This is a genomic window from Vibrio sp. RC2502 (assembly GCF_054850435.1).
The window spans coordinates 2,857,207-2,879,947 of sequence record NZ_CM141453.1; the positions used below are offsets into that span (position 1 = coordinate 2,857,207).

Annotated in this window: 15 protein-coding genes; 1 reads left to right on the top strand and 14 read right to left on the bottom strand. The window is 46.8% G+C overall.

The genetic code is table 11. The features are described 5' to 3' along the window. Nucleotides 1–63: 63 nt before the first annotated feature. Nucleotides 64–2,973: an RNA polymerase-associated protein RapA gene (rapA, locus tag ACYJZR_RS13355; protein ID WP_005461840.1), complete on the bottom strand. Its 2,910-nt coding sequence runs from the start codon at nucleotides 2,971–2,973 to the stop codon at nucleotides 64–66. A 557-nt stretch (nucleotides 2,974–3,530) separates the two neighbouring features. Between rapA and ACYJZR_RS13360 the strand changes: the two genes are divergently transcribed. Continuing rightward, entirely contained in the window at nucleotides 3,531–4,907 is a 1,377-nt protein-coding gene (locus tag ACYJZR_RS13360) for a PhoH family protein (RefSeq protein ID WP_042765167.1), read from the top strand. 70 nt (nucleotides 4,908–4,977) lie between these two features. Here the strand turns inward: ACYJZR_RS13360 and tldD are convergent, their stop codons facing one another. From tldD to ACYJZR_RS13425, 13 genes are all read right to left on the bottom strand, one after another. Next, entirely contained in the window at nucleotides 4,978–6,423 is a 1,446-nt protein-coding gene (gene tldD / locus ACYJZR_RS13365) for a metalloprotease TldD (RefSeq protein ID WP_015297324.1), read from the bottom strand. A gap of 11 nt (nucleotides 6,424–6,434) precedes the next feature. Continuing rightward, entirely contained in the window at nucleotides 6,435–7,256 is an 822-nt protein-coding gene (locus ACYJZR_RS13370) for a carbon-nitrogen hydrolase family protein (protein ID WP_020835342.1), read from the bottom strand. Between the two features lie 34 nt (nucleotides 7,257–7,290). Further along, nucleotides 7,291–11,169, bottom strand: a complete 3,879-nt coding sequence (locus tag ACYJZR_RS13375; protein ID WP_406966402.1) for a YhdP family protein — start codon at nucleotides 11,167–11,169, stop codon at nucleotides 7,291–7,293. A gap of 11 nt (nucleotides 11,170–11,180) precedes the next feature. Next, nucleotides 11,181–12,650 (bottom strand): ribonuclease G, encoded by a 1,470-nt coding sequence (rng, locus tag ACYJZR_RS13380; RefSeq protein ID WP_005461826.1) that lies wholly within the window; start codon nucleotides 12,648–12,650, stop codon nucleotides 11,181–11,183. An 18-nt stretch (nucleotides 12,651–12,668) separates the two neighbouring features. Beyond that, entirely contained in the window at nucleotides 12,669–13,238 is a 570-nt protein-coding gene (locus tag ACYJZR_RS13385) for a Maf family protein (protein WP_005461824.1), read from the bottom strand. Between the two features lie 4 nt (nucleotides 13,239–13,242). After that, nucleotides 13,243–13,731 (bottom strand): rod shape-determining protein MreD, encoded by a 489-nt coding sequence (mreD, locus tag ACYJZR_RS13390; RefSeq protein WP_005461823.1) that lies wholly within the window; start codon nucleotides 13,729–13,731, stop codon nucleotides 13,243–13,245. Further along, a complete protein-coding gene (gene mreC, locus ACYJZR_RS13395; RefSeq protein WP_005461822.1) occupies nucleotides 13,721–14,617 on the bottom strand; it encodes a rod shape-determining protein MreC in 897 nt (298 codons plus the stop codon). The genes mreD and mreC overlap by 11 nt, the downstream gene beginning before the upstream one ends. A gap of 137 nt (nucleotides 14,618–14,754) precedes the next feature. Continuing rightward, nucleotides 14,755–15,798, bottom strand: coding sequence for a rod shape-determining protein (locus ACYJZR_RS13400; protein ID WP_005381144.1), 1,044 nt, complete (start codon nucleotides 15,796–15,798; stop codon nucleotides 14,755–14,757). A 151-nt stretch (nucleotides 15,799–15,949) separates the two neighbouring features. Then, nucleotides 15,950–20,509 (bottom strand): DUF6701 domain-containing protein, encoded by a 4,560-nt coding sequence (locus tag ACYJZR_RS13405; RefSeq protein WP_406966401.1) that lies wholly within the window; start codon nucleotides 20,507–20,509, stop codon nucleotides 15,950–15,952. A gap of 2 nt (nucleotides 20,510–20,511) precedes the next feature. Beyond that, nucleotides 20,512–20,946: an MSHA biogenesis protein MshP gene (locus ACYJZR_RS13410; RefSeq protein WP_406966400.1), complete on the bottom strand. Its 435-nt coding sequence runs from the start codon at nucleotides 20,944–20,946 to the stop codon at nucleotides 20,512–20,514. Next, complete coding sequence (locus tag ACYJZR_RS13415; protein WP_406966399.1) at nucleotides 20,936–21,649, bottom strand: PilW family protein; 714 nt, start codon at nucleotides 21,647–21,649, stop codon at nucleotides 20,936–20,938. The genes ACYJZR_RS13410 and ACYJZR_RS13415 overlap by 11 nt, the downstream gene beginning before the upstream one ends. Next, a complete protein-coding gene (locus ACYJZR_RS13420; protein ID WP_005497286.1) occupies nucleotides 21,649–22,248 on the bottom strand; it encodes a type II secretion system protein in 600 nt (199 codons plus the stop codon). Before ACYJZR_RS13420 ends, ACYJZR_RS13415 begins: the two co-directional genes overlap by 1 nt. Further along, nucleotides 22,245–22,724, bottom strand: a complete 480-nt coding sequence (locus ACYJZR_RS13425) for a type II secretion system protein (RefSeq protein ID WP_406966398.1) — start codon at nucleotides 22,722–22,724, stop codon at nucleotides 22,245–22,247. The genes ACYJZR_RS13420 and ACYJZR_RS13425 overlap by 4 nt, the downstream gene beginning before the upstream one ends. Nucleotides 22,725–22,741 lie beyond the last annotated feature (17 nt).

The window sequence follows — 22,741 nt, forward strand, 5'->3', positions numbered from 1 at the left end:
GGCAAACCGCAGATAAAGAAAAAGGTCTTCGATTGAAGACCTTTTTTAATGCGTTTTACGCGATTAGTTGTGGCTCACCACGATCAGACGGAGCGAGTCGAGCTGCACTTGAGCTTGATTGATGTAACCAGTCAGCTCTTTGATTTGCGCTTCAATCGCTTCAATCTCTTCATCACGAATGTTTGGGTTCACCGCTTTCAAAGCTTGTAAACGCTCTAGCTCCGTATTCAAGCTTTGCTGCATATCTTGCTGTGCTTGCTTACGAACGGCTTCCACTTTCTCTTCAACCAGCACATCACCCGCTTCAATCAAACGGTGCACGTCTTTTTGCACAGACGTCACCAGCTTGCTGCCAAGATGACGGTTTACTGGGCTAAGTTGACGGTTGAAACCTTCAAACTCTACTTGAGCCGATAGATCGTTACCACGCGAGTCCATCATCAGACGGATTGGCGTTTTCGGTAAGAAACGAGTGATACCGCTGCGTTTTGGTGCTTGCGCATCTACCGCGTAAATCAGTTCAAGCAGAATCGTACCAACTGGCAACGCCTTGTTTTTCAACAGAGATACCGCAGAAGTACCCACACCTTCACTCATCAGAAGATCGATACCACCTTGGATCATTGGGTGTTCCCAACTGATGAAGTGCATGTCTTCACGAGAAAGCGCTGTATCGCGATCAAAAGTGATCGTCGCACCTTCGTATGGCAAACCAGGGTAGCTTGGCACCATCATGTGCTCTGATGGCGTCACCACCAGTGCATTTTCGCCTTTGTCGTCTTGGTTCAAACCAATCGTATCAAACAGAGAAAGCGCAAACGTGACTAGGTTTGTATCACCATCAGTTGATTCAATTTTCTCAACGATTTGCTGAGCTTTTTCGCCGCCGTTAGAGTGCATTTCTAGCAAGCGGTCACGACCTTGCTCTAGTTGCGATTTCAATTCTTTATTCAGCTTCGCTGATTCTTCGATGATCTCATCCAGAGTGCTGGTATCTCCTGACGCCAGAATCTCAATCAGGGCGTCTGAGTACTTGTCATAAACCGCACGACCTGTCGGGCAGGTTTCTGCAAAGGCGTTCAAACCTTCATCGAACCAACGCGCTAGGATCGCTTGCGATGTGCCTTTCAGGTAAGGAACATGAATGTCGATATCGCGATTTTGACCGATACGGTCCAAACGACCAATACGTTGCTCAAGCAAGTCTGGGTTGAATGGCAAGTCGAACATCACCAGTTGGTTGGCAAATTGGAAGTTACGACCTTCAGAACCGATTTCGCTACAGATCAGAACCTGTGCACCGCCTTCTTCTTGCGCAAAGTAAGCCGCAGCTTTGTCTCGCTCAAGAATCGACATGCCTTCATGGAAGACCGTCGCACGGATGCCTTCGCGTTCACGCAGCGCTTGCTCCAATTGCAATGCCGTGCTCGCACGAGAAGCAATCACGAGAATCTTCTCGCCGCGTTTCTCTTTTACTTTTTCAAGTAGCCAGTTCACACGTGAGTCAAACTGCCACCAGCTTGCGTCATCGCCTTCAAATTCTTGGAAAATTTCTTCCGGGTACAGGTTCTTCATCGCACGCGCTTCAGAACTCATCTTACCGCCAATCATCCCTGCCACACGCATTGACGTGGTGTACTGCTGTGGGATATCCATCGGCATAAGATGCACATTACGCGTTGGGAAACCTTTGATTGCCGCACGCGTGTTACGGAACAAAACGCGCCCTGTACCGTGACGGTCCATTAGGTTATCGATTAGCTCTTGGCGAGCTGATGCTTTCGCCTCTTCATCGCTGTTGCTTTCGATAATGCGGAAAAGTGGTTCTACGTCTTGTTCAGACAACAGTTCAGTGATCTGGTTTTTCGCTTCATCAGGCAGCTTTTCGCCTGAGAATAGTGAAGTAATCGCATCAGCTACAGGCGCGTATTGCTCTTCTTCCTCGACGAACGCTTCGTAATCATAGAAACGATCGGGATCCAGCAGGCGTAGACGAGCAAAGTGGCTTTCACGACCAAGCTGTTCTGGCGTTGCTGTCAGTAGCAACACGCCCGGAGTACGTTCAGCTAAACCTTCTACCACTTGGTATTCACGGCTTGGTTTGTCTTGGCTCCACTCAAGGTGATGCGCTTCATCGACGACAAGCAGATCCCATTCGCCTTCTAGCGCTTGTTCAAAACGCTTGCGGCTCTTACGTAGGAAGTCGAGTGAACACAGCACGTATTGCTGAGTATCAAATGGGTTTTCAGCGTCCGCGAATGCTTCAATACAACGCTCTTCGTCGAAGATCGAGAAATGCAGGTTGAAACGACGCATCATCTCTACTAGCCATTGGTGTTGCAGTGTTTCAGGCACCACAATCAAAATGCGTTCAGCACGACCAGACAGCACTTGCTGGTGAATGATCATACCCGCTTCGATGGTCTTACCCAAACCTACTTCATCCGCCAACAAAACGCGTGGCGCGTGACGGCGACCGACTTCGTGCGCGATGTAAAGCTGATGAGGGATCAAACCTGCTCGCATACCACACAAGCCACGCATTGGGCTCTTGTGCTGTTCAAACTGGTTGGTTAGCGCACGGTAACGAAGAACGAAGTTGTCCATGCGGTCGATTTGACCGGCGTACAACTTATCTTGAGGTTTGTTGAAACGAATTTGGTTGCTAAGGAAAATCTCACGCAGAACAACTGCGGTTTCTTGCGTGTCTTCACGAGTACCGAAATAGGTGTACAGACCTTCATCTTCCAGTACTTCTTCAACTTTCAGAGACCAACCTTCTTGGCAATCGATGACATCACCAACGTTAAACGTTACTCGGGTAACAGGTGCATCGTTACGTGCGTAAACTCGGTTTTCCTCTGACGCTGCAAACATCAATGTCACAGTACGAGCATCCATTGCTACTACGGTACCTAAACCTAAATCGCTTTCCGTATCGCTAATCCAGCGCTGCCCCAAAGCAAATGTCATGAATTGACTACCTCGTTATTAGTTCTTGATTCGTATTTCTTGTTGGTCTACTCACACCCGAGGGCATGGATAATAGTTTAGATCTGATTCTGGCTTCTGCTATGCACATTGAGCTCGTCATGCGAGTGTGGACTGAACATTTTTAAGTCAGCTCAACATGATAAATCGGACGTAGCCTATGCGCAGAAAAAGGTCGCTAATCTTACTTGAAGCTGTGATTTAGGTCACGCCGAAACCGCACCAAGCGGAAACTTTTTTTCCCAAATTACAAATGCAATCAAATTGTAAAAAACTCATGCCAATTATTAAGTTGTTGGAAGTAAATATTACGTATACTTCTAATGAGGGGCGCTTAAAGACATTGCATATGATTTGAGCGCATTAGTACACGATTAGGATCAACACGGGTTTGCAGTAAGTTGTCTTGCTACTCGGTTGCTAACTAACCGACGATAGCCCGATAACCTCTATTGCAAGCAATCAGAGTTAGGTCATTTCTTATGTTGAATTTGGCTTAACCACTCGCAAGCAAAGCCGCGCTGCGGCAAGGAGACGCTATGGGCGATACCGATCGGAAACTGTTTGTACTTGATACCAACATCCTTCTTCATGAACCCTTCGCCATCTTCTCTTTCCAAGAACACGATGTCGTCATCCCTATGACCGTGTTGGAAGAACTCGACCGAATTAAAGACAGCAAACGCGATGTCGCAAGAGACGCACGCGTAGCTATTCGCGCTTTGGAAGATCTCTTTAAAGACGCAACGCCAGATGAAATTTCAGAAGGCATTCCCGTATCGAAAGAAAAACCAGACCAAGGCTCTATTTCCATTTTGGCGGATTTTGAATTGCAGGAAACCGTCAAAGCTTTCGCCGACAAAGCCGGTGACAACCGTATTCTCAACGCGGTGCTTTATCTGCAAAACAAACGAGCACCACGAGAAGTCGTGCTTATCACAAAAGACATCAACATGCGTCTGCGCGCGAAAGGAGCTGGAGTTCGCTTTGTTGAAGACTACCGAACCGACCAACTCATCGACGACATTCAATACCTCACTAAAGGCTTCCAGCAACGAGAAGGCGATTTCTGGAGCAGTATTGATGAAGTTGAAAGCTACGCGTTGGGGGGAAAAACCTACCACAAACTCAGTCGTGAGCCCTTTGACCCAACGTTCATCAACCAATACGTCATTGATGAAGACAGCGATTTTGCAGGCCGCGTTGAAACCATCAATGAAGACAAGCTAACCCTACTCGACCTAAGCCGAGAACGCATGATGCACCGCCGAGCTTGGGACATCACACCAAAAAACATTTATCAGGCCATGGCGCTCGATGCCCTACTCGACCCTGATATTGATTTGGTGATCCTCACTGGTGCGGCCGGTAGCGGTAAAACGCTATTGGCCATGGCTGCTGCGCTCGAGCAAACCATTGAAAAAGGCATGTTTGATAAAATCATCGTCACGCGTAACACGCCAGACATTGGTGAGTCGATTGGCTTCTTACCAGGCTCAGAAGAGGAAAAAATGATGCCTTGGCTGGCGGCGGTAACCGATACTTTGGAGGCGCTGCATAAGCACGATCACTGCACCGAAGGCTCGTTGAAATACATCTGCGATAAAGCCAACATTCAGTTTAAGTCGATCAACTTTATGCGTGGCCGTTCGATTCAAAATGCGTTTGTGTTGCTTGATGAGTGTCAAAACCTCACTGCATCACAAATCAAAACCATCATCACCCGCTGCGGTGAAGGAACCAAAATCGTCTGCTCCGGTAACTTGGCGCAGATTGACTCACATTACCTCACCCCAGTGACGTCAGGTTTGACCTACATGGTCGAACGCTTCAAGAACTTTGAAGGCAGTGCGAACATTCACCTCAACGGCGTGGTTCGTAGCCGCTTGGCAGAGTTTGCAGAAGAGAACCTCTAACCCACATCGTTTCACGCACAAAGTAAAAGAGCGCTCCAATGAGCGCTCTTTTTGTCAAGATTCGAGTGATTTACTCGGTGCCACCAACAGTCAGTGAATCAAGCTTCAACGTTGGCTGACCAACGCCTACTGGCACGCTTTGCCCTGCTTTACCACAAACGCCAACACCTTTATCGATGCTTAAGTCGTTACCGACCATCGACACTTGCTGCATCGCTTCAATGCCTGAACCGATTAGAGTTGCCCCTTTGACGGGACGAGTCACTTTACCATCCTCAATCAAATACGCTTCTGATGCAGAGAACACGAACTTACCTGAGGTGATATCCACCTGACCACCACCGAAGTTAGGCGCGTAGATGCCTTTCTTCACGGTCGAGATGATTTCTTCTGGTGTGTGTTCACCTGGCAGCATGTAGGTGTTAGTCATGCGTGGCATCGGTAAGTGCGCGTAAGATTCGCGGCGACCGTTACCCGTTGGGCTTACCCCCATTAGGCGCGCGTTCAACTTGTCTTGCATGTAGCCTTTCAATACGCCATTTTCGATCAGCGTGTTGTACTGACCATTCACACCTTCGTCGTCCACATTGAGTGAACCACGTAGATCTTTCAGCGTACCATCATCCACGATCGTACATAGCGATGACGTCACCTGCTGACCCATTTTGCCAGAGAATACCGACGACTCTTTGCGGTTGAAGTCCCCTTCTAAACCGTGACCTACCGCTTCATGCAGCAATACGCCCGGCCAACCAGAACCCAGAACTACAGGCATCATACCTGCAGGTGCAGCTTCTGCTTCTAGGTTAACTAACGCCATACGGATGGCTTCGTCCGCGAAGTGGAAGGCTTGCTTCACACCATCTGTTTCAGACAAGAAGAAATCGTAGCCAAAACGACCACCACCACCAGCACTGCCACGCTCGCGACGGTCACCTTTCTGTGCAAGTACACTGATGGAGAGTCGAACAAGCGGGCGAGTATCACCAGCGAAAGTGCCATCTGTAGCCGCAACTAGCATTTGCTCGTGCACACCGCTGATGCTGATAGAGACTTCTTTGATCAGAGGCTCTTTAGTGCGAATGTACGCATCCAAAGACATCAATAACTCGGTTTTTTGTTGTTTTTCCCAGCTTGCTAGCGGGTTAACTGCGTCGTAGTAAGCTTGATTTTCCGAACGTTTGAATGCTTGAACTTTGCCATTTTGGCCCTGCTGCGCAATACCTCGCGCCGCAATAGCACTTTGCTTCAAACCTTCCGGATTGATTTGATCTGAGTAAGCGAAACCGGTTTTTTCGCCCGTCACCGCACGCACACCAACACCACAATCAATGTTAAAAGAGCCATCTTTGATGATGCTGTCTTCTAGAACCAGAGACTCGTGCCAGCTGGACTGAAAGTAGATGTCCGCATAATCGATCTGGCGCGTAGCAATGCTGGCAAGCGTGTCAGCAATGTCCTGCTCTGTCAGACCATTTGGGGCAAGGAGTGCCTGTTCTATTTGGTTTGTGCTCATAGTTAGCTCTTTTATTTCCGTCTCAATTCATTTTGAAAGCGACTGTGTTGAGTCAGCGGCATATTCTGCCTTACTTGCTGGGTTTGTGACAAATCTATCTCTGCCACCAGCAAACCCACTTGGTCTTGAAGTTGTTTGTGAATGCGTCCCCAAGGGTCAATCACCATGGAATGCCCCCACGTTTTACGACCGCAAGGGTGTGTTCCCGTTTGTCCACTGGCTAAAATCCAACATTGCGTTTCAATTGCTCGAGCTCGCAGCAACACTTCCCAGTGAGCTTGCCCAGTAACCGCAGTAAACGCGGCGGGAACAACAATGATATCCGCCCCCGCTAAACGCAGTGCTTTGTACAATTCGGGGAAACGAACGTCGTAACAAATGCTCAAGCCGACGCTACCGATATCCGTTTCTGCCACCACAATTTGGTTGCCCGCGGTGAAAGTATCTGACTCTCGGTAGCTGCCATGGCCATCTTCTACATCGACATCAAACATATGCAGCTTGTCATAATGGGCAATGCATTTTCCGTGAGGAGGTAAAACGAGCGTCGTCGTTGTCACACCACGCGCGGTTTGAATCGGCATGCTACCAACGACAAGCGTCAGTTGATGACTCTTCGCGATATTGGCTAAACGCTCTTGAATAGCACCGCTACCTAACGGCTCTGCATGTTGATGGTACTCTTCTCGACTGGCAAACAACACCGCATTTTCCGGTGTGAGCACCAGCTTCACTCCTTGATTGGCCGCCAAAGTACATTGCTGGTCAATAAAGTCCAAATTCGCCTGAATATCAGGCCCCGAAGTCATTTGAATGATGCCAACACGTTCCATGTGTTCTCTTCCTTCTACCACTTAGTCGGGCGATCTATTTAGCCTGCTCACGCAGTTTTTCTGGCAGCTTGTATTCGCCTTTACTACGTGAAATCTCTTTTACGGTTGGTGAATCTAACGGGCCTTTGACCTCGTAATTCACTTGGGTGAACACCTCTACAACTGGAGAAATTACCGTGGAAATCGCCAGCACGTACAGAGCGGTTTGAGGGGCTACCGCAAACGCCGTCAACATTGGCAACCCTGACGTAATATCCGGCGTAAACTTCACTTCCGCATCCACCATTCTGCTGGTCATGTTTGCAATACCACGAATTTGCATTTCACCAGCTAGCGCATCCATCACAATATCATTGGTGATGAACACACCATCTTGGATTTTGCCTGTACCCGTGATGGAGTTGAACGCCATGCCTTTGTCGAATACGTCGGTAAAATCGAGCTGCATCTTACGAATGATGGAGTCCAAGCTAAATAGGCCAAGCAAACGGGCCGCGCCGCTGACTTCACTCACGACCCCTTTGCCAAACTCTGTCGAGACATTCCCCTGCAAGGTTGGTGTCTTCATCGACCAAGGCGCACCATCCCAATTCATATTGGCGTTGATCTCGAACGGCGCTTGCTGGATCCCAGACGTGATACCAAAACGCTCCATCAGATCCGTGTTGTTATCGCCTTTCATTTTTAACGTCAGATTGGAATGGCTACGATCTTTGGTCAGCTCCCACCAACCATTCATATCGATGCGGTTTTTGCCGCTACTGAAGGTAATGTTTTTCCACTCCAAACGATCATCTTGACGCTGTAAGTCGACATTCACTTTGCCAACCTTGTAACCTTGCAACCAAAAATCGTCGATGTTCAACGTTAAGTTTGGCATCTCTGCGTGAAACTTGCGGTCAAAGTTGGTAATAAGTGGCGCATTCTGATCTTCACTAGCGAAAATCGAACTGCGCTCTTTGGTCATTTCCTCAAAGTCTGGCAAGTACAAATGCAGATGGTCTAGAGACACCGATAAATCGTACGGTTTGAGGTACGTTGCTTTGCCTTTCACCTCTTGACTATTCACGTCCAACTGCCAACTTAGGTTCTTTTTACTGGCGTTCAATGCCACATCGTGAAACTCAATGCCGCCCAATAACAAGTTCGGCGTTTCGACTTCAATACGCGTTGGTAAAGGAATCGTAGGCGTCTTCATGTTTGCCAGCACCGATTGCGCTTTACTCTCTGGCGTATCCAGTAACGTCGCCCACTTATCTAGGTTTACCTCATCTAGACGAATCGAAGCATCGTGCCCAACGACAGGGCTAATTTTAAAACCGCCTTTGCCTAACACCAAGTTGGTCGCGGTTAACACTGGCACATCGCCCGAGATATCAATTTCGGTCTGATATTTCGCATTTGGGATTTGCAAACGAGCCGAAATGCTCTCCTGATTCCCCGATGCTTGGAGTTTTGCCTGACCAGCTTCTCCGACCTTTTTCGTCAATGGGTATGGGTATTCACTGGCTAATCGACCGAGCTGCGCCAACACATCTACTTGGTAAGTAAAACCCACATCGTTGAGCTGTAAGTCAATGTCCATTTGCCAAGGCGCATGACCGGAAACCAAGCTCAACCAACGTTCACCTAAATAAGGCTTGAGAGGCTCTACATCCCAATCACCTAAAGTATTGATGGTCACGTTGTAGCCTTGGTCCGCACTTTCGCCGTGGAAATCGAGTGAAATAGGCTGCGAGAGTAACTCTGCTGACAAGCCAGATGTCGTCACCACATCGTTGTCGAACTGAATGCGGCCTGTGGCTTTTTCTAGCATCATTGGCGGCGCATCAATATCAACACGGTTGTCTTTCAAATCCGCATAACCCCAAGCTCGCGCGTCTTTTTCCATATCAAAAGGAATGTTGAGCTGGAACTCGGAATACACCGGGCCACTGACTTGCAAGGCCGTCAAAGCGGCACCAACCGAGTCAACCAGCGGCGTAGCCATCATGTAGTCGCGAACTTCATTACCCGGAGCTGTGGCTTTAGCTTCAATTTCGATATGGCCATCTTCAGCCAACTCCGGAATGCGCCCCGTGATGCGTTTAGCGTGAACGCCATTTAACGTCGCCGATTTGGAATCCAGATACATGGCGTCGTTTTCAAACAATAGATCAAGCTGCAAGTCGGTAATGGTTGGCCACGCAGTATCAAAACTGAATTTCGCGTCTTTTAAGCCAACCCATGCCTGAAACATGCCGTTGTGCTCTTTGTAAGGAAAATCTCCTAACTCGCCATACCACAGCAATTTGGCCGTATTTACTTTACCGCCTTGAATTGCGGTTGATAGGTAATCCGTCAGATCTTGACCTAATGCCAAGGTTGGCAAGTAACGCCAAGTTTCACCAGCGTTGTAGAGATCCGCCTCAGCATAAAACGATAGGAATGGGCTTTGCTCTTTAGGGAAATCGAGTCGAAATGCGCCCAACACTTGAAGGTCCGGAGTCGCAGCCGTGACTTTATCCGACCACAAACGCCAACCTGTCTCATCTTGCTGCCAGATGATGTCGACTTCGCCTTGCTTGATGTTCAATGGGGCTTGGAATACATCCCCGTACGGGAAAACATCATCAATGACCGTGACTTTCGCTTTCGCTTGCTTCAAGTCACCCGCAACGCTGCCTTGCACATGTTGAAAGCCCGGCAACAGTTCCCATTGAGTCATAGCTAACTCATCGAGATCTGCCGAATAACGCAACGTATCTAAGCCACCATTCATGGCTAAACGAATGTCTTCAACACGACCTTTCGGCGCTAATTTATTGAGTAAGTCACTGGTTGCTTCCGATTCCGGCGCGAGCTTAACGAGTGGAATCAACACCTCAATGTCGAGCTGAGAAAGGTTGAGCTTCCAGCCATCTGGTTGCCAATCAAAAGCCGCATCAAGTTCAGGCCAGGATTTGTCATCGGTGCGAATTTGAAGTGAGTGACCATTTACTTTCCAACCTTGCTTATCAGGCAAGAGCTTAAACACTCCCGATTCGATAAACAGTTCATGGCGGCCATTTTCATTCCATACGAGCTCAGACGGTTGCAGCTCCACGTACGCATAATTAGGTTGGCTGTGTTTGAGAGTCAGCCAGGTATTCAAACTGACCTTGCCAGACTCCGCACCCGACTCTTCTTGCATGTAAGTGGTAAGCCAAGGCGTTACCGAGACATCTTGCGCACTAACATAGAACTCACCCGACACGTCTCGCAGCGAACCATGGTCTTTAAAGTTAGCATTTACTAACAGTGAGTTCAGGCTAGCGTCTGCAATACTGACTGTGCCTTCCGCTAAGTGACGTTTACCTTGGTTACTCCAGCGAAGCTGTTCAATATCGAGTCGACGAGTTTCGCCCGATACCGATTTGTACCAGACGCGTGAATTCGTAATGGTGAAGTCTTCAAACTGGCGCAGCAATAGTGAGTCCAGCTGATCAATCAGCTTAATTTCATTTTGGTCAACATCAGTGGTCGGCTCTTGATTGCTCGACGTAGGTAGAAGATCGACCGTGCGAATATCTAATGCCAAGTTATGAATGGTTAAGTCGGCCACGACGGGCTTAAACTGAAGTAACGATTGAATCAAATCGAATTCAATTTGAATTTCATCAACGGCGAATCGAGCTTCTTGGTTATTCGGTAAGTTAGCTTCTAAGCCGAGTAACGCGATAGAGGGATGGCTATTACGCCAAGAACCAGCAACGCTGGAGATAGAAAAGTCAAAACCTGTGCCTTGTTTGACCCAGGTTTTGATCTCATCTTGGAAGTGGTTAAGTTGTGGCAATGTGACGCGTAGAGTGGTCACTAGAATGGCTAAAAAAACCAAGACAGTGACTAACGTCCACGCGCAAAAACGCCCAAAACGGTTAAAACCAGAATTCACAAATGTTCCAATTACATCATCACGACGTCAAACTGTTCCTGAATGTACAGGGGTTCAGCCTGAATACGGACTTGCTTACCAATAAATACTTCAAGTTCTGCCAACGCATGAGACTCATCACCCAAAAGCGCTTCTGCAACAAATGGCGATGCGTATACGACAAAGTTGTCGGCATCGTACGCTCGGTTTACACGAGTGATCTCGCGCAGAATCTCGTAACACACCGTTTCAACCGTTTTCACGGTGCCACGGCCTTCACAAGTAGGACAACCAGAACAAAGAATATGTTCAATACTTTCGCGCGTACGCTTACGCGTCATTTCAACCAGACCTAACTGCGTAAAGCCATTGATGTTGGTTTTCACGCGGTCTTTCGACAATGCTGCTTCTAACGAAGTTAGTACTCGCTGACGATGCTCTTCTGACGCCATATCGATAAAGTCGATAATGATGATGCCACCTAGGTTACGCAGACGTAACTGGCGAGCAATGGCTTGAGTCGCTTCAATATTGGTATTAAAGATGGTCTCTTCTAAGTTACGACGACCAACAAACGCACCCGTGTTGATGTCGATGGTGGTCATCGCTTCTGTCTGATCGATGATTAGGTAACCACCCGACTTGAGCTCAACTTTGCGCTCCAAAGAGCGTTGAATTTCGTTCTCAGTGTCGTACATATCAAAGATAGGCTTGTCACCTTCGTAAAGCTCAAGCTTATCGGTCAGCTCCGGTACGTACTCAGAAGTAAACTCTTTGAGGTTCTCATATTCTAAACGTGAATCGACCAAAATCTTGTCGAGTTCCGTTCCAACGAAGTCACGCAAAATACGTTGTGCAAGACCAAGCTCGCCATACAGCGTTGAACGTGTCTTGTACTTAGAACGACGCTCCATGACTTTCAGCCATAAGCGTTTTAGGAACGCAGCATCTTGAGAGAGTTCTTTCTCATCTGCCCCTTCTGCGGCCGTGCGGATAATGAAACCACCGTGCTCATCGCAGTAGTGATTCACCACTTTTTTAAGGCGCTCACGTTCGCTTTCGCTTTCAATACGTTGCGATACACCAACGTGGCTAGCGCCAGGCATAAAGACGAGATAACGGGAAGGAAGTGTGATGTCAGTAGTTAAACGCGCACCTTTAGTGCCAAGAGGATCTTTAACTACCTGTACGACGATATCCTGACCTTGGCGAACCAATTCAGAAATGTCACGAACTTGAAACTGCTGTTTCTCGTTCTCTGCCACACATTCAGTATGCGGAACGATATCAGACGCATGTAAAAACGCCGCTTTATCTAAACCGATATCGACGAAAGCCGCTTGCATGCCAGGCAGTACTCGGCTTACTTTGCCTTTGTAAATGTTGCCCACAATGCCGCGACGAGATTCGCGCTCGATATGAATTTCTTGTAGTACTCCACCTTCAATCATGGCCACTCGAGTTTCACTCGGGGTCACGTTAAGCAGCAATTCTGCACTCATGTGCACACCTCAAAACAATTATAAAAATTCTTGAATTAGCTGATCGGTTTCGAACAAAGGTAAGCCTACTACAGCGTGATAACTGCCTTCGATTCGGGTGACAAATCGCCCTCCGAGTCCCTGAATACCATAACTTCCAGCTTTATCGCATGGCTCTCCTGACTGCCAATATTGTTCGATTTCTTCGTGAGTCAGTGGCTTAAACCATACGTCAGTGGTGACGACCACCGAGTGTTGTTGTTCCGATGATACGACGCTCACCGCTGTCATCACTTGATGACGACGACCGGATAAGTCAGTAAGCATACGCTTTGAATCTTCAAAACTTTTGGGTTTCTCTAACACACGGTCATCGCATACTACGACCGTGTCTGAGCCCAATACAACGGAATCAGGCTTAGCCAACGCTAAGCCTGCCTGAGCTTTTTCCAAAGAAAGACGCAGCACGTAATCTTGTGCTTGCTCATCAGCCTGTTTGGCTTCTTCGATGTCCGGTAATACGATATCAAAGTCATAGCCTAGTTGAGCAAGCAGCTCTTTTCTTCTCGGAGAACCCGAAGCGAGAACGAGAGATAGGCTCTTTTTCACCGCATTACCTTACGTGCCAAGCGCGACGAACTCGTCGCATTAATAAAAACATCCATGGCCAAAGTATACAGTTTATTGCCGCCGTCCACAGAGATAATGGATTAAATACTACGTCCTGGTTCAAATATTCCCCACAGAATATCAAAACTTCCAATAACGCAGTAAAAAAGGCAATTAAAATCGACTGTTGCCACAATGCCATGTTACGAATTAGCAAGAAATTCAGTGCCACCAAGTAGATGACAATGGACATCATCATGCCCCGAATTCCTAGCGTTGAACCAATGAGAATGTCCCACAATAAGCCCAACACTAACGCCGTGCCGACGTTTACTCGATGCGGCAATGCCAGCACCCAATAACACGTCACCAAAAATAGCCATGAAGGACGAAGTAGGTCCAATACACCTGGCCAAGGAATGGTTTGCAGTACTAGCGCAACGAAGAAACTAACACCAATCACCATTCTGCTACGCAATACATTACTGGCCATTAGTTACCTCTTGTTCTTGCTCTAACCCGTCATTCGCGTTGGATTGCAATACTTTGTGCTGACGATCTTCGTTTGGCCAGATCAACAGCAAGTATCGTAGACGATCAAACTCCACCACAGGTTCGGCTTTGATCGATGCAAACTCTTGACGAGTATCGTGATCCACATTCGTGACCGTCGCCACAGGGTAGCCTTCAGGGTAAATGCCTCCCAGACCGGATGTCACAAGTAAATCACCGACTTGAATATCTGTACTGGTTGGAATGTGTTCCAGTTGGATTTCATCCATTTCACCATTACCTGATGCAATCACTCGAATGTCATTACGAATGACCTGAACTGGAATGGCATTTTTTGCATCTGTCAGTAGCAATACGCGCGCATTGTGCGCCGCAACAAACGTAACCTGACCGACAATACCTTTTTCGTTAATAACGGGCTGACCAACGTACACACCGTCAATTTGGCCTTTATCAATCACCACTTGATGACGATAAGGAGAAGTATCCACCGCCATAACTTCGGTCACGACCTTCTTCTCATCACGAACAAAAGACGAGCCAAGCAACTTACGCAAGCGTTGGTTCTCTTCTTTATATTGGTCGAGCAAGATCAATTCGCTTTTTAGACGAAGCACTTCGCGCTTTAAGTTGCGATTGCCTTCTACTAATGCCTGACGAGTATTAAAACGTTCGAATACACCATCAAACATACTGCGAGGCATATTCGCTGCGTACTGAATTGGCGCAACCATACTGTTGAGTAGGTAGCGAACGTTGGAAAACGTATCTAGACGACTATCAGCCAACATCAAGCTCGCCGACACGATGACAGCAAAAAACAGACGTAATTGCAGAGACGGGCCTCTGCCAAAAATCGGTTTCATCTTGTTTTTAACCTGATTGCTTCCATGATTATTGAGCCTTACTTGGCAACCTGAAACGCGTTCAGATATGGAGCATGTTTGAATTACAGAGAGAGCAGAAAAGAAGGTGAAGCCCGTAATGAGCTTCACCTACATTTTTATTCTTCAGAGAACAGATCGCCACCGTGCATGTCGATCATTTCTAGTGCTTTACCGCCGCCACGCGCAACACACGTTAGTGGGTCTTCAGCGATAACTACCGGAATACCCGTTTCTTCCATAAGTAGGCGATCAAGATCTTTCAGTAGTGCACCACCACCGGTTAGCACCATGCCGTTTTCAGAGATATCTGAAGCTAGCTCTGGAGGACACTGCTCTAGCGCAACCATGACTGCAGAAACGATGCCTGATAGCGGCTCTTGAAGCGCTTCTAGGATCTCGTTTGAGTTCAAGCTAAAGCTGCGTGGCACACCTTCTGCAAGGTTACGGCCGCGAACTTCAATCTCTTGAACTTCATCACCTGGGTAAGCTGAACCGATTTCGTGCTTGATCTTTTCTGCCGTAGCTTCACCAATCAAACTGCCGTAGTTACGACGCACGTAGTTGATAACGGCTTCATCAAAGCGGTCACCACCGATACGTACAGAAGACGAGTAAACCACACCATTTAGAGAGATAACGGCAACTTCAGTAGTACCACCACCGATATCGACCACCATCGAACCTGTTGGCTCAGAAACACGCAGACCTGCACCAATCGCCGCCGCCATTGGCTCGTCAATTAGGTAAACTTCACGTGCGCCCGCACCCAATGCTGATTCACGAATCGCACGGCGCTCAACTTGAGTAGAACCACAAGGAACACAAACTAGTACGCGAGGGCTTGGCTTAAGGATGCTGTTATCGTGCACTTGCTTGATGAAGTGCTGAAGCATTTTTTCGGTTACGTAGAAGTCAGCGATTACGCCGTCTTTCATTGGACGGATAGCTGAAATGTTACCAGGTGTACGACCCAGCATTTGTTTTGCTGCATGACCGACTGCAGCAACGCTTTTTGCAGAACCTACACGATCTTGACGAATAGCAACTACAGAAGGTTCATCAAGGACAATACCTTGTCCCTTTACGTAAATTAGAGTGTTGGCAGTACCCAAATCGATAGATAGATCGTTAGAAAACATGCCACGAAGTTTCTTAAACATACTCTTCGCTCATCCTGCAAAAATTTAGAAGACAAAAATTGTCCTAAATGTACCAATGCCTCGCTGTCACAGCAAGGCATTGGTACACAAACATGAGCAGAAAGCCTCAATTTCTTGCAGTTTCCTTACTTAACGCAAGAAACCGAAGTTGTTACTGTCCGGTTAATCCCGGCTCGCCACGATAAATCACGCGATCATTACCACGGTGAATACCAAATGTGACAACGGAAGATGGGTTTTCTTCTCCAGCGTTCTTATTATCCCAGTTGTATTTGAGCCAAGGTAAACCATTTGCAGAGTCATCTAGATCTAACCAAACGCGCGTTTGCTGACGGTATGGTTCAGCTTGAGTTGCAGTTACAGAGCGAGAAGAACCTGAGGTAACGATCCCGCCCTCTCCTAGGGTTACGTCTTTTGCACTCTGATCTGTCGGCCAGATATGCTGTTGCGCAGCTTTAACACCTGTCACTTCTGTTTGGTTATCGTTCGGGTTAGCAATAAAGCGGCTACCATTCCAGTATTCAACTCGAAGTGGCACATGCAATATCGAACCTTGGTTGCCACCAACATCATCTAGATCAATACGACCAAAGCGAACATCCGGTTGTGCCAGCAATACTTGCGCTACGCTGGTAGTCAACTGCTCTTTGCCGTCAACGCTACTTTTAAACCTGAATAAAGTCGGATCAATATAGCTACTGGTTTTACCACCAGAGTTGCTCAATGATAGGCCAATCGAGGTACTGGTAGATTTGTCCGCTACCACTTTCGAGTTAAACGGCCCATCAGGCGAAATTGGCTTGCTCCATTGAACCGAATTATTCCACTGCTTACGCCACACCGCGCCGCTCCAGTTTTTAGCGCCGAGATCCTTATTCGCGATATTCAAGCGATCCGAATGTTCACCGGACAGATAGAAATCGGCTTTTAATCCACTGGCAAACAAACCGTAGTTTTGTGTCGCGCCGCCACTGGCATTATAGGCGGTCACAGCAAAGCTTACCGAATCGAATGCCTGCCCCATGTAGGCCGACTCGCCCTGGTTATCCGGATAATCCCAGTTGGTTTCCGTAACGTTAAAGTAAGCCGGATAGAAGCGGCCTATTGTCGCTACTGCATCCTGAATTTTGAACGTGCTACTACCTAAATAGCTTGAGGTAGCCAGCGGTTTGCCGTTTTCATCACTCGCAACTGGTGCAGCTACGCTAAATTCAAATGCGCCGACTTCCGAGACCGACTGCGGCAGCACCACCTTACCATTGGCCCATTTACTCCCCCCCGGCAGTGATGTATTCAACAGCGTGGCTGAAGCCCCATCCTTCTTCGGGTATTCCACACTATTGGTAATGGTGATGGCCGGTTCCTGATAATTTTTCGCGACCTTTTCTGTATTTCCATCCGCCGCTTGATAAGCGGTAATGGTCATATCAAACTCTTCACCGGCAGCAATAAAACTGTTGCTACAGCCATCATCGGGCGTGGTGCAGGCACCATTTTTATCCGCTTTGGTTGCCGCTAACTTCAGATATTTGGGGAAGCTGACAAAGTTGTTTTCACCCTTGGAATCATCGTCACCCTGAAGCTGAGCATGAAGCCTAACTTTACCTACCTCTGGGTAACGTAGATTAAAGGAAGCCTTGCCTTTGCTGTCAAAGTAAACATTCTCTACAGGGACAGGGGTGCCTGATTTGATAGAAACTTCATTACTAAAAGCACCAGATTGCTGTTTGAATGCCACATAAACCGGAACATCCACGACAGGGTTTATGGGTTCAACGTGTTCCATCGACAACGTAATGTTACGAGTCTCTCCGGTATCACCGGCTTGTTTTGTGCTCGTCGCACCACAAAAATCTAAATATGGAAGCGTACTATAATCAGAATTTAGCTGACCATGACTGTCCAAGAAAGGTCTACCCGCGATTTTATCTGGTGTGTTGACACCCAATGCAGCTGAGTTAAACGTAATCTTGCAGTTCTTTTTCGTTAACGCCCCCGACGTAAGACATCGCGTGCCAGTAAACCCAAGTTGTATTTCCGAATCGTTCTCGATTTTATCGATACCCAACTCGGCGGAGCCCGATTGATGAGCACGTAATTTCAACGCAACGGAATCAGAGAAGGTTACACTGTCGCCACCTTCCCAAGAGACAGTAGAAGACGATACAGGCAGTAGTGATACCGTTACCGGGTCAAGACTTGAACCTGACGTGCCACCCGTTATCGAAGATGGGTAAGTCTCAGAACACGAGTCATTCATACAAGCTCTTAATATCACATCAGAGGCCTGACAAATGCTGCCTGTCTTTGCATATTCGAATTCAAAGTGGTGAATAACGTTAGTGATTTTCTGATATTTATCCGCACAAACCTGGAAATCATCAATCTCGTGGGTATTGGTAGCCCAGCCGGTTGATGCGGTGACCGACAGGCGGAAGTTCTCAGGTACCGTATTAAAGTTACCTTGCTGGTAGACATCAAACTTCTCGATTAGTGTCTTCCATTGTTGTGAACCAATTTTTCTTTCCACCGAGAGATAGTATTTACCCGCCTTACGTGAGTTGAGAATTATTCTGTAGCTATGTCGTTCTCTGTTGAGGCCATCAATATCTTCGGCTGGCTGCTCATCTTCTTTAAGCCCATAGCCTTTAATAAATTCATAGCCATTGAGCCATTTACCATTCGCGTCCAGAGCCCCCTCTCCTCGTATTCCTACCACATTCGGTTTAAGGGTTTGATCTTGCAGGATAGTTTCTCCACCAGTGCGGTAATAGTTACCATATTCATCAAAACCAACCCCCAGCCAGCCACCGGCAAAACCCTCAACATCTTCACGAAGATGCTCCTCGGGATGGTTAATCTTTCGCTTCATCCCGTAGCCCAGCGGGCCACCAAACGCACCAGTTTGCGGCGGCACCTTGGCATCCGACAGCACTAGGGCAATACCATCGCCACCTGAACCACTATGAGCGTAATGCTCAAACTCAACCTGTAAATAGTTTTGTGCCGATGGGAACACATAGTTGTAGGCCGACGCGGTAGCCTGATTCTGTATATTTTCATTCAGCCTAAAGCGCTTACCAGTCGCCTGCGGATGGGTACTGCTTTTAAACCCCATCACTGACCAGTTGGCTAGGCTGCCGTTATCGAAGTTTTCGGGTGGTAATTGCTCACATTTTTTTGGTTCAGGCTCAGGTGGTGTTATCCCACAGTAGGTGTAAAAGTTGTTGTATTCAGGTCCACCAACCAAAGCGACAGGACACGCCCCTTTTGATTGATGCACATTACAATCTGAGTCGTTTAAACCACAATAAGCAACCAGTTTGTCAGAATATGAATACGATGAATTCGCTGTACCACACAAAACCGAGTTTTTTGAAATACTGATGAAATTATTACTCGGAAACTTTATTGCCTTACTATCCGAAAGGATTTTTGCTGCAGACAAAGCCATTCCTTCATTAAGAACGCCTGCCGTCCCAAACACAGTTGAGTTCGTTACGTTTAAGTACTTTTTAGTGTTTACATCATCACCGATATAGGCGTTACTGATATTTGCCCCATTATTTTCACTTGATGCAGTGCCACACACATAAGAATTACTGACTACGTCGAGATAATCCTTAACCTTTACATTGCTTTTCACTCTTGAGCTGTTGATCCGCCCGCCGCTAATAGAACTTATGACTTCGCCATCAACAAAGGAGTTTTGAACATCCACATAGCCTTTAGCTAAAACATCACCATCTATCTGACTACTTTCAACTAAAATGCCCTGATTGCTGCCTCGAGTATTATCTACATTGCCGCTCACGGAAGAATGGCTTACTTTGATATACCCTTTGCTTATAATACTGCCTGAAACATCTGAACCTTGCTGGATGACGACAGCGGGACTGCTATTACTATTTGTACTTACAGAGCTGGCAACTTTAGTGTTCGTCAGCTCAATATAACCATCCGATGAGATTTGCTGGCTTACCTGATAATGATTAACCGTGACGGCCCCCTTAGCCGTAATATGACCACTCACAGACTTTGCGCTGGTACTGCCAGACGCATCAATATCTACCCCACCATTAGAGCTTGTGATACTACCGTTAACCGAGCTATTGAAAGCTTCAATTTGTTGCTTCGCGTTGAGATATGAGCCAACAAATGCATTATTAATACGAATACCACTATGACTGCTGTCAAGGTATCCATGGATAGCACCGTTTGAAACATCTACATAGTTTTTAGCGATAACATTTTGGCCGACATCGACATTGGTCAGCTTGACACCATCGTTGGTACTTCTTACCATCCCTAGAACAGTCGAGTTAGATAGCTCTATATAGTTGCCATTATCAATGTGGCCATTAAGAGTCAGATTAGAGGCAGCAAATGAATTTCCGTTGAGATCCAACGATAAAGAGTTGCTCGGACTACCGATTATATTATGTCCACCAAAACTCACGGATTTCTTCAGACGCAGCGTTCTGGTTTGGTCATTAGTTACGATTCTATCGCCTTGATTAAGCGAGAATCCCTTTGAGCAAGTGTAAGTAGTCAGACTGTAGTTGTAACTTCCCTTCTCTGGGCAAGGGCTATTTTTAGCATATACCTTTCCTTTCCAACTATACCAAGGCGTGAGATCGTAAACAGTAGCAAGAGCATTTCCAGAAAAAAACAGCAAACCAGAAATTATAATTAGTATTCTTGTATTCATTTTTACTCCTTTACCCAAACCTCGTGCTGGCGCTGTACCTGTGTTACCCCAGAACCACAAGTTGCCGTGGCCTGCACCTTAAACAGAGATTCAGCATCAGGGGTACCCGCATTGAAAGTACCGATATTTGTACATGTCATCGCGCGAACCTGACACCCGCTTCCCTTTGTCACCGGCGGGAAGGCACCGCTAATCTCCCCGCTGCACACGGTCACGATATCGGTTGTACTGGCATTTAACGGATACATCTTTGTCAATGCCCACTCATTTGCAGACTGAGCAACAAACCAAGCTTTTGTTCCCAAAAACTCTCTTGTTAATCCGCTTTGATTCGACCATGTCACTTTCATTAAAGAGGAAGCCAAATATCCCATTACAATAATGACGAATAACACGATGATTAGTACATTTCCGCTGGAATTTCTTCTATGGGACATTGAGCACCTGCACATCTTGTTGATACACACTACGTTCACCATCCTGCTCAAACTCTAGATTTATATGAACTAAACCACCTCGTTGCAGAGTAGGCTCTAGATAACGCATACCACTTACGGACGTATCGACACTATCCGCAACCGTAATACCATTTCGCGTAACTTGCTTGGCATCGAAACAGTAGCGAACCTCCGACTTCTCTTGATAAATATAAAGACGGCTAGAAACAGAGGAACCCGTAATCGTACTTGCCGCCCCTGTAACAACAAAAACCTTACCTGTTTTAGCTAAACCACCAATGGCTATATTTTGCGAAGAGGTTGATTGTAAATCTTCATATCGGCTCGGATTGATCACCATCCTGCGATTCGCAGGAATAAGATTAAGCGTTGAGTCATTACCTAACAAAAACTCTAAGTCATTATTCTTAAACGTGTAAAAACCAGAATACTCAATCGGAACAAACTCTAGGCAATGAGAAGCATCCTTTGGAACATGAAAACTATTAGGTACAGCATGGCGGATTTCACGCGTCATCTTTTCTAAAACAAACTGAGCCTGCGTTTGTATTCGTTGGCGATCAATAGTATCAGCGTAGCCTTTCATTCCTAACTGGACATAGCCAGCTACCCCTAACATGATGAAGCTGCCGACCACAATCGTAACTATCATTTCCATTAAGGTGAAACCACGATCTTTCATCAGTAGTTCCCTTTAATGGCTGTTAAAGTAAGGGGCTGCGTGTTCCCCGCAAAAATCCGTAATGTTACTTTTTTGTATTCGGTTATTTCATCGGGAGCTTTATCCGTCAGATCATCATAGGCAACGCTAACTTCTAATCTAAAGTTTTTGTACTGCTCAGTACTGTCCGCACCAAGTACATCACTAATATTCCCTCTAGGGATACCATCACACTGAGAAGCCGTTGTAGATGTGCTCCAACACCCGATATAGTCATCTACATCGTTGAAAGAACTCGGATTTGATGCATCCTCTCCGTAGTCAGTATCCACACCTAAAGTCGAAGAGCATAAATTCAAAGGATTATCTGGATGAGGGCTGTCTTTGGGCTCGCCACATCGAACAGTACCACCATCAAAGTCACTCCACTGGTCAAAGCCTCGTGAAAGAATCTGTGACATAAAACCTTGGCCTAATGCAGCGGCACGAGTTTGATAATGGGGTATGGCGGAATCTCGAATTTGAGGGACGAGGAAAGAAGTAAACGCCACCATCGCAATACCCATTAAAACAATCGCGATGATCATTTCTATTAAAGTCATGCCGCTAGATTTCTTCATGAGCATGTACCTTTAGAAACATAACCTTGAGTATTAATTTGAACTTGGCAGCGGCTTCGACCATGTTTATCTTCAATTAAGATGTTTACAGCACCACTTACAGGATTGCCGAGAAGGTTAAAATTAATTGTATTTGCGGCACCGCTGATAACGGAAAACTTTGCGGACTTATCGATAACCACGTCACTACGGGCATCTTGTGTACTACCTGTTAGTGCACAGGCAGCGACCGAACCAACACATGAGCTAGAAACTTGTAAACGAAAATTGTTGTCAGGACTTGCAACATTCGACTGCATACGATTCACCTGTACTTGGCGAATTACAGAAATCACGCGTTCTTGTAATGCATATGCAGAGAAACTGCTAGAGCCCATAAAACGGCTGGCTGCAAAAAGAGAAAGGATAGAGAGGAGAACAATCACGAGGATTAACTCCATTAACGTGAACCCTAATGCAGAGCTGCGAATTTTCATAACCCAACCTTAGGCTT

Coding starts and splice junctions, on each gene's coding strand:
- rapA (WP_005461840.1), bottom strand. CDS start 2,973: ATGACATTTGCTTTGGGGCAGCGCTGGATTAGCGATACGGAAAGCGAT.
- ACYJZR_RS13360 (WP_042765167.1), top strand. CDS start 3,531: ATGGGCGATACCGATCGGAAACTGTTTGTACTTGATACCAACATCCTT.
- tldD (WP_015297324.1), bottom strand. CDS start 6,423: ATGAGCACAAACCAAATAGAACAGGCACTCCTTGCCCCAAATGGTCTG.
- ACYJZR_RS13370 (WP_020835342.1), bottom strand. CDS start 7,256: ATGGAACGTGTTGGCATCATTCAAATGACTTCGGGGCCTGATATTCAG.
- rng (WP_005461826.1), bottom strand. CDS start 12,650: ATGAGTGCAGAATTGCTGCTTAACGTGACCCCGAGTGAAACTCGAGTG.
- mreD (WP_005461823.1), bottom strand. CDS start 13,731: ATGGCCAGTAATGTATTGCGTAGCAGAATGGTGATTGGTGTTAGTTTC.
- mreC (WP_005461822.1), bottom strand. CDS start 14,617: ATGAAACCGATTTTTGGCAGAGGCCCGTCTCTGCAATTACGTCTGTTT.
- ACYJZR_RS13400 (WP_005381144.1), bottom strand. CDS start 15,798: ATGTTTAAGAAACTTCGTGGCATGTTTTCTAACGATCTATCTATCGAT.
- ACYJZR_RS13405 (WP_406966401.1), bottom strand. CDS start 20,509: ATGAATACAAGAATACTAATTATAATTTCTGGTTTGCTGTTTTTTTCT.
- ACYJZR_RS13410 (WP_406966400.1), bottom strand. CDS start 20,946: ATGTCCCATAGAAGAAATTCCAGCGGAAATGTACTAATCATCGTGTTA.
- ACYJZR_RS13415 (WP_406966399.1), bottom strand. CDS start 21,649: ATGAAAGATCGTGGTTTCACCTTAATGGAAATGATAGTTACGATTGTG.
- ACYJZR_RS13420 (WP_005497286.1), bottom strand. CDS start 22,248: ATGAAGAAATCTAGCGGCATGACTTTAATAGAAATGATCATCGCGATT.
- ACYJZR_RS13425 (WP_406966398.1), bottom strand. CDS start 22,724: ATGAAAATTCGCAGCTCTGCATTAGGGTTCACGTTAATGGAGTTAATC.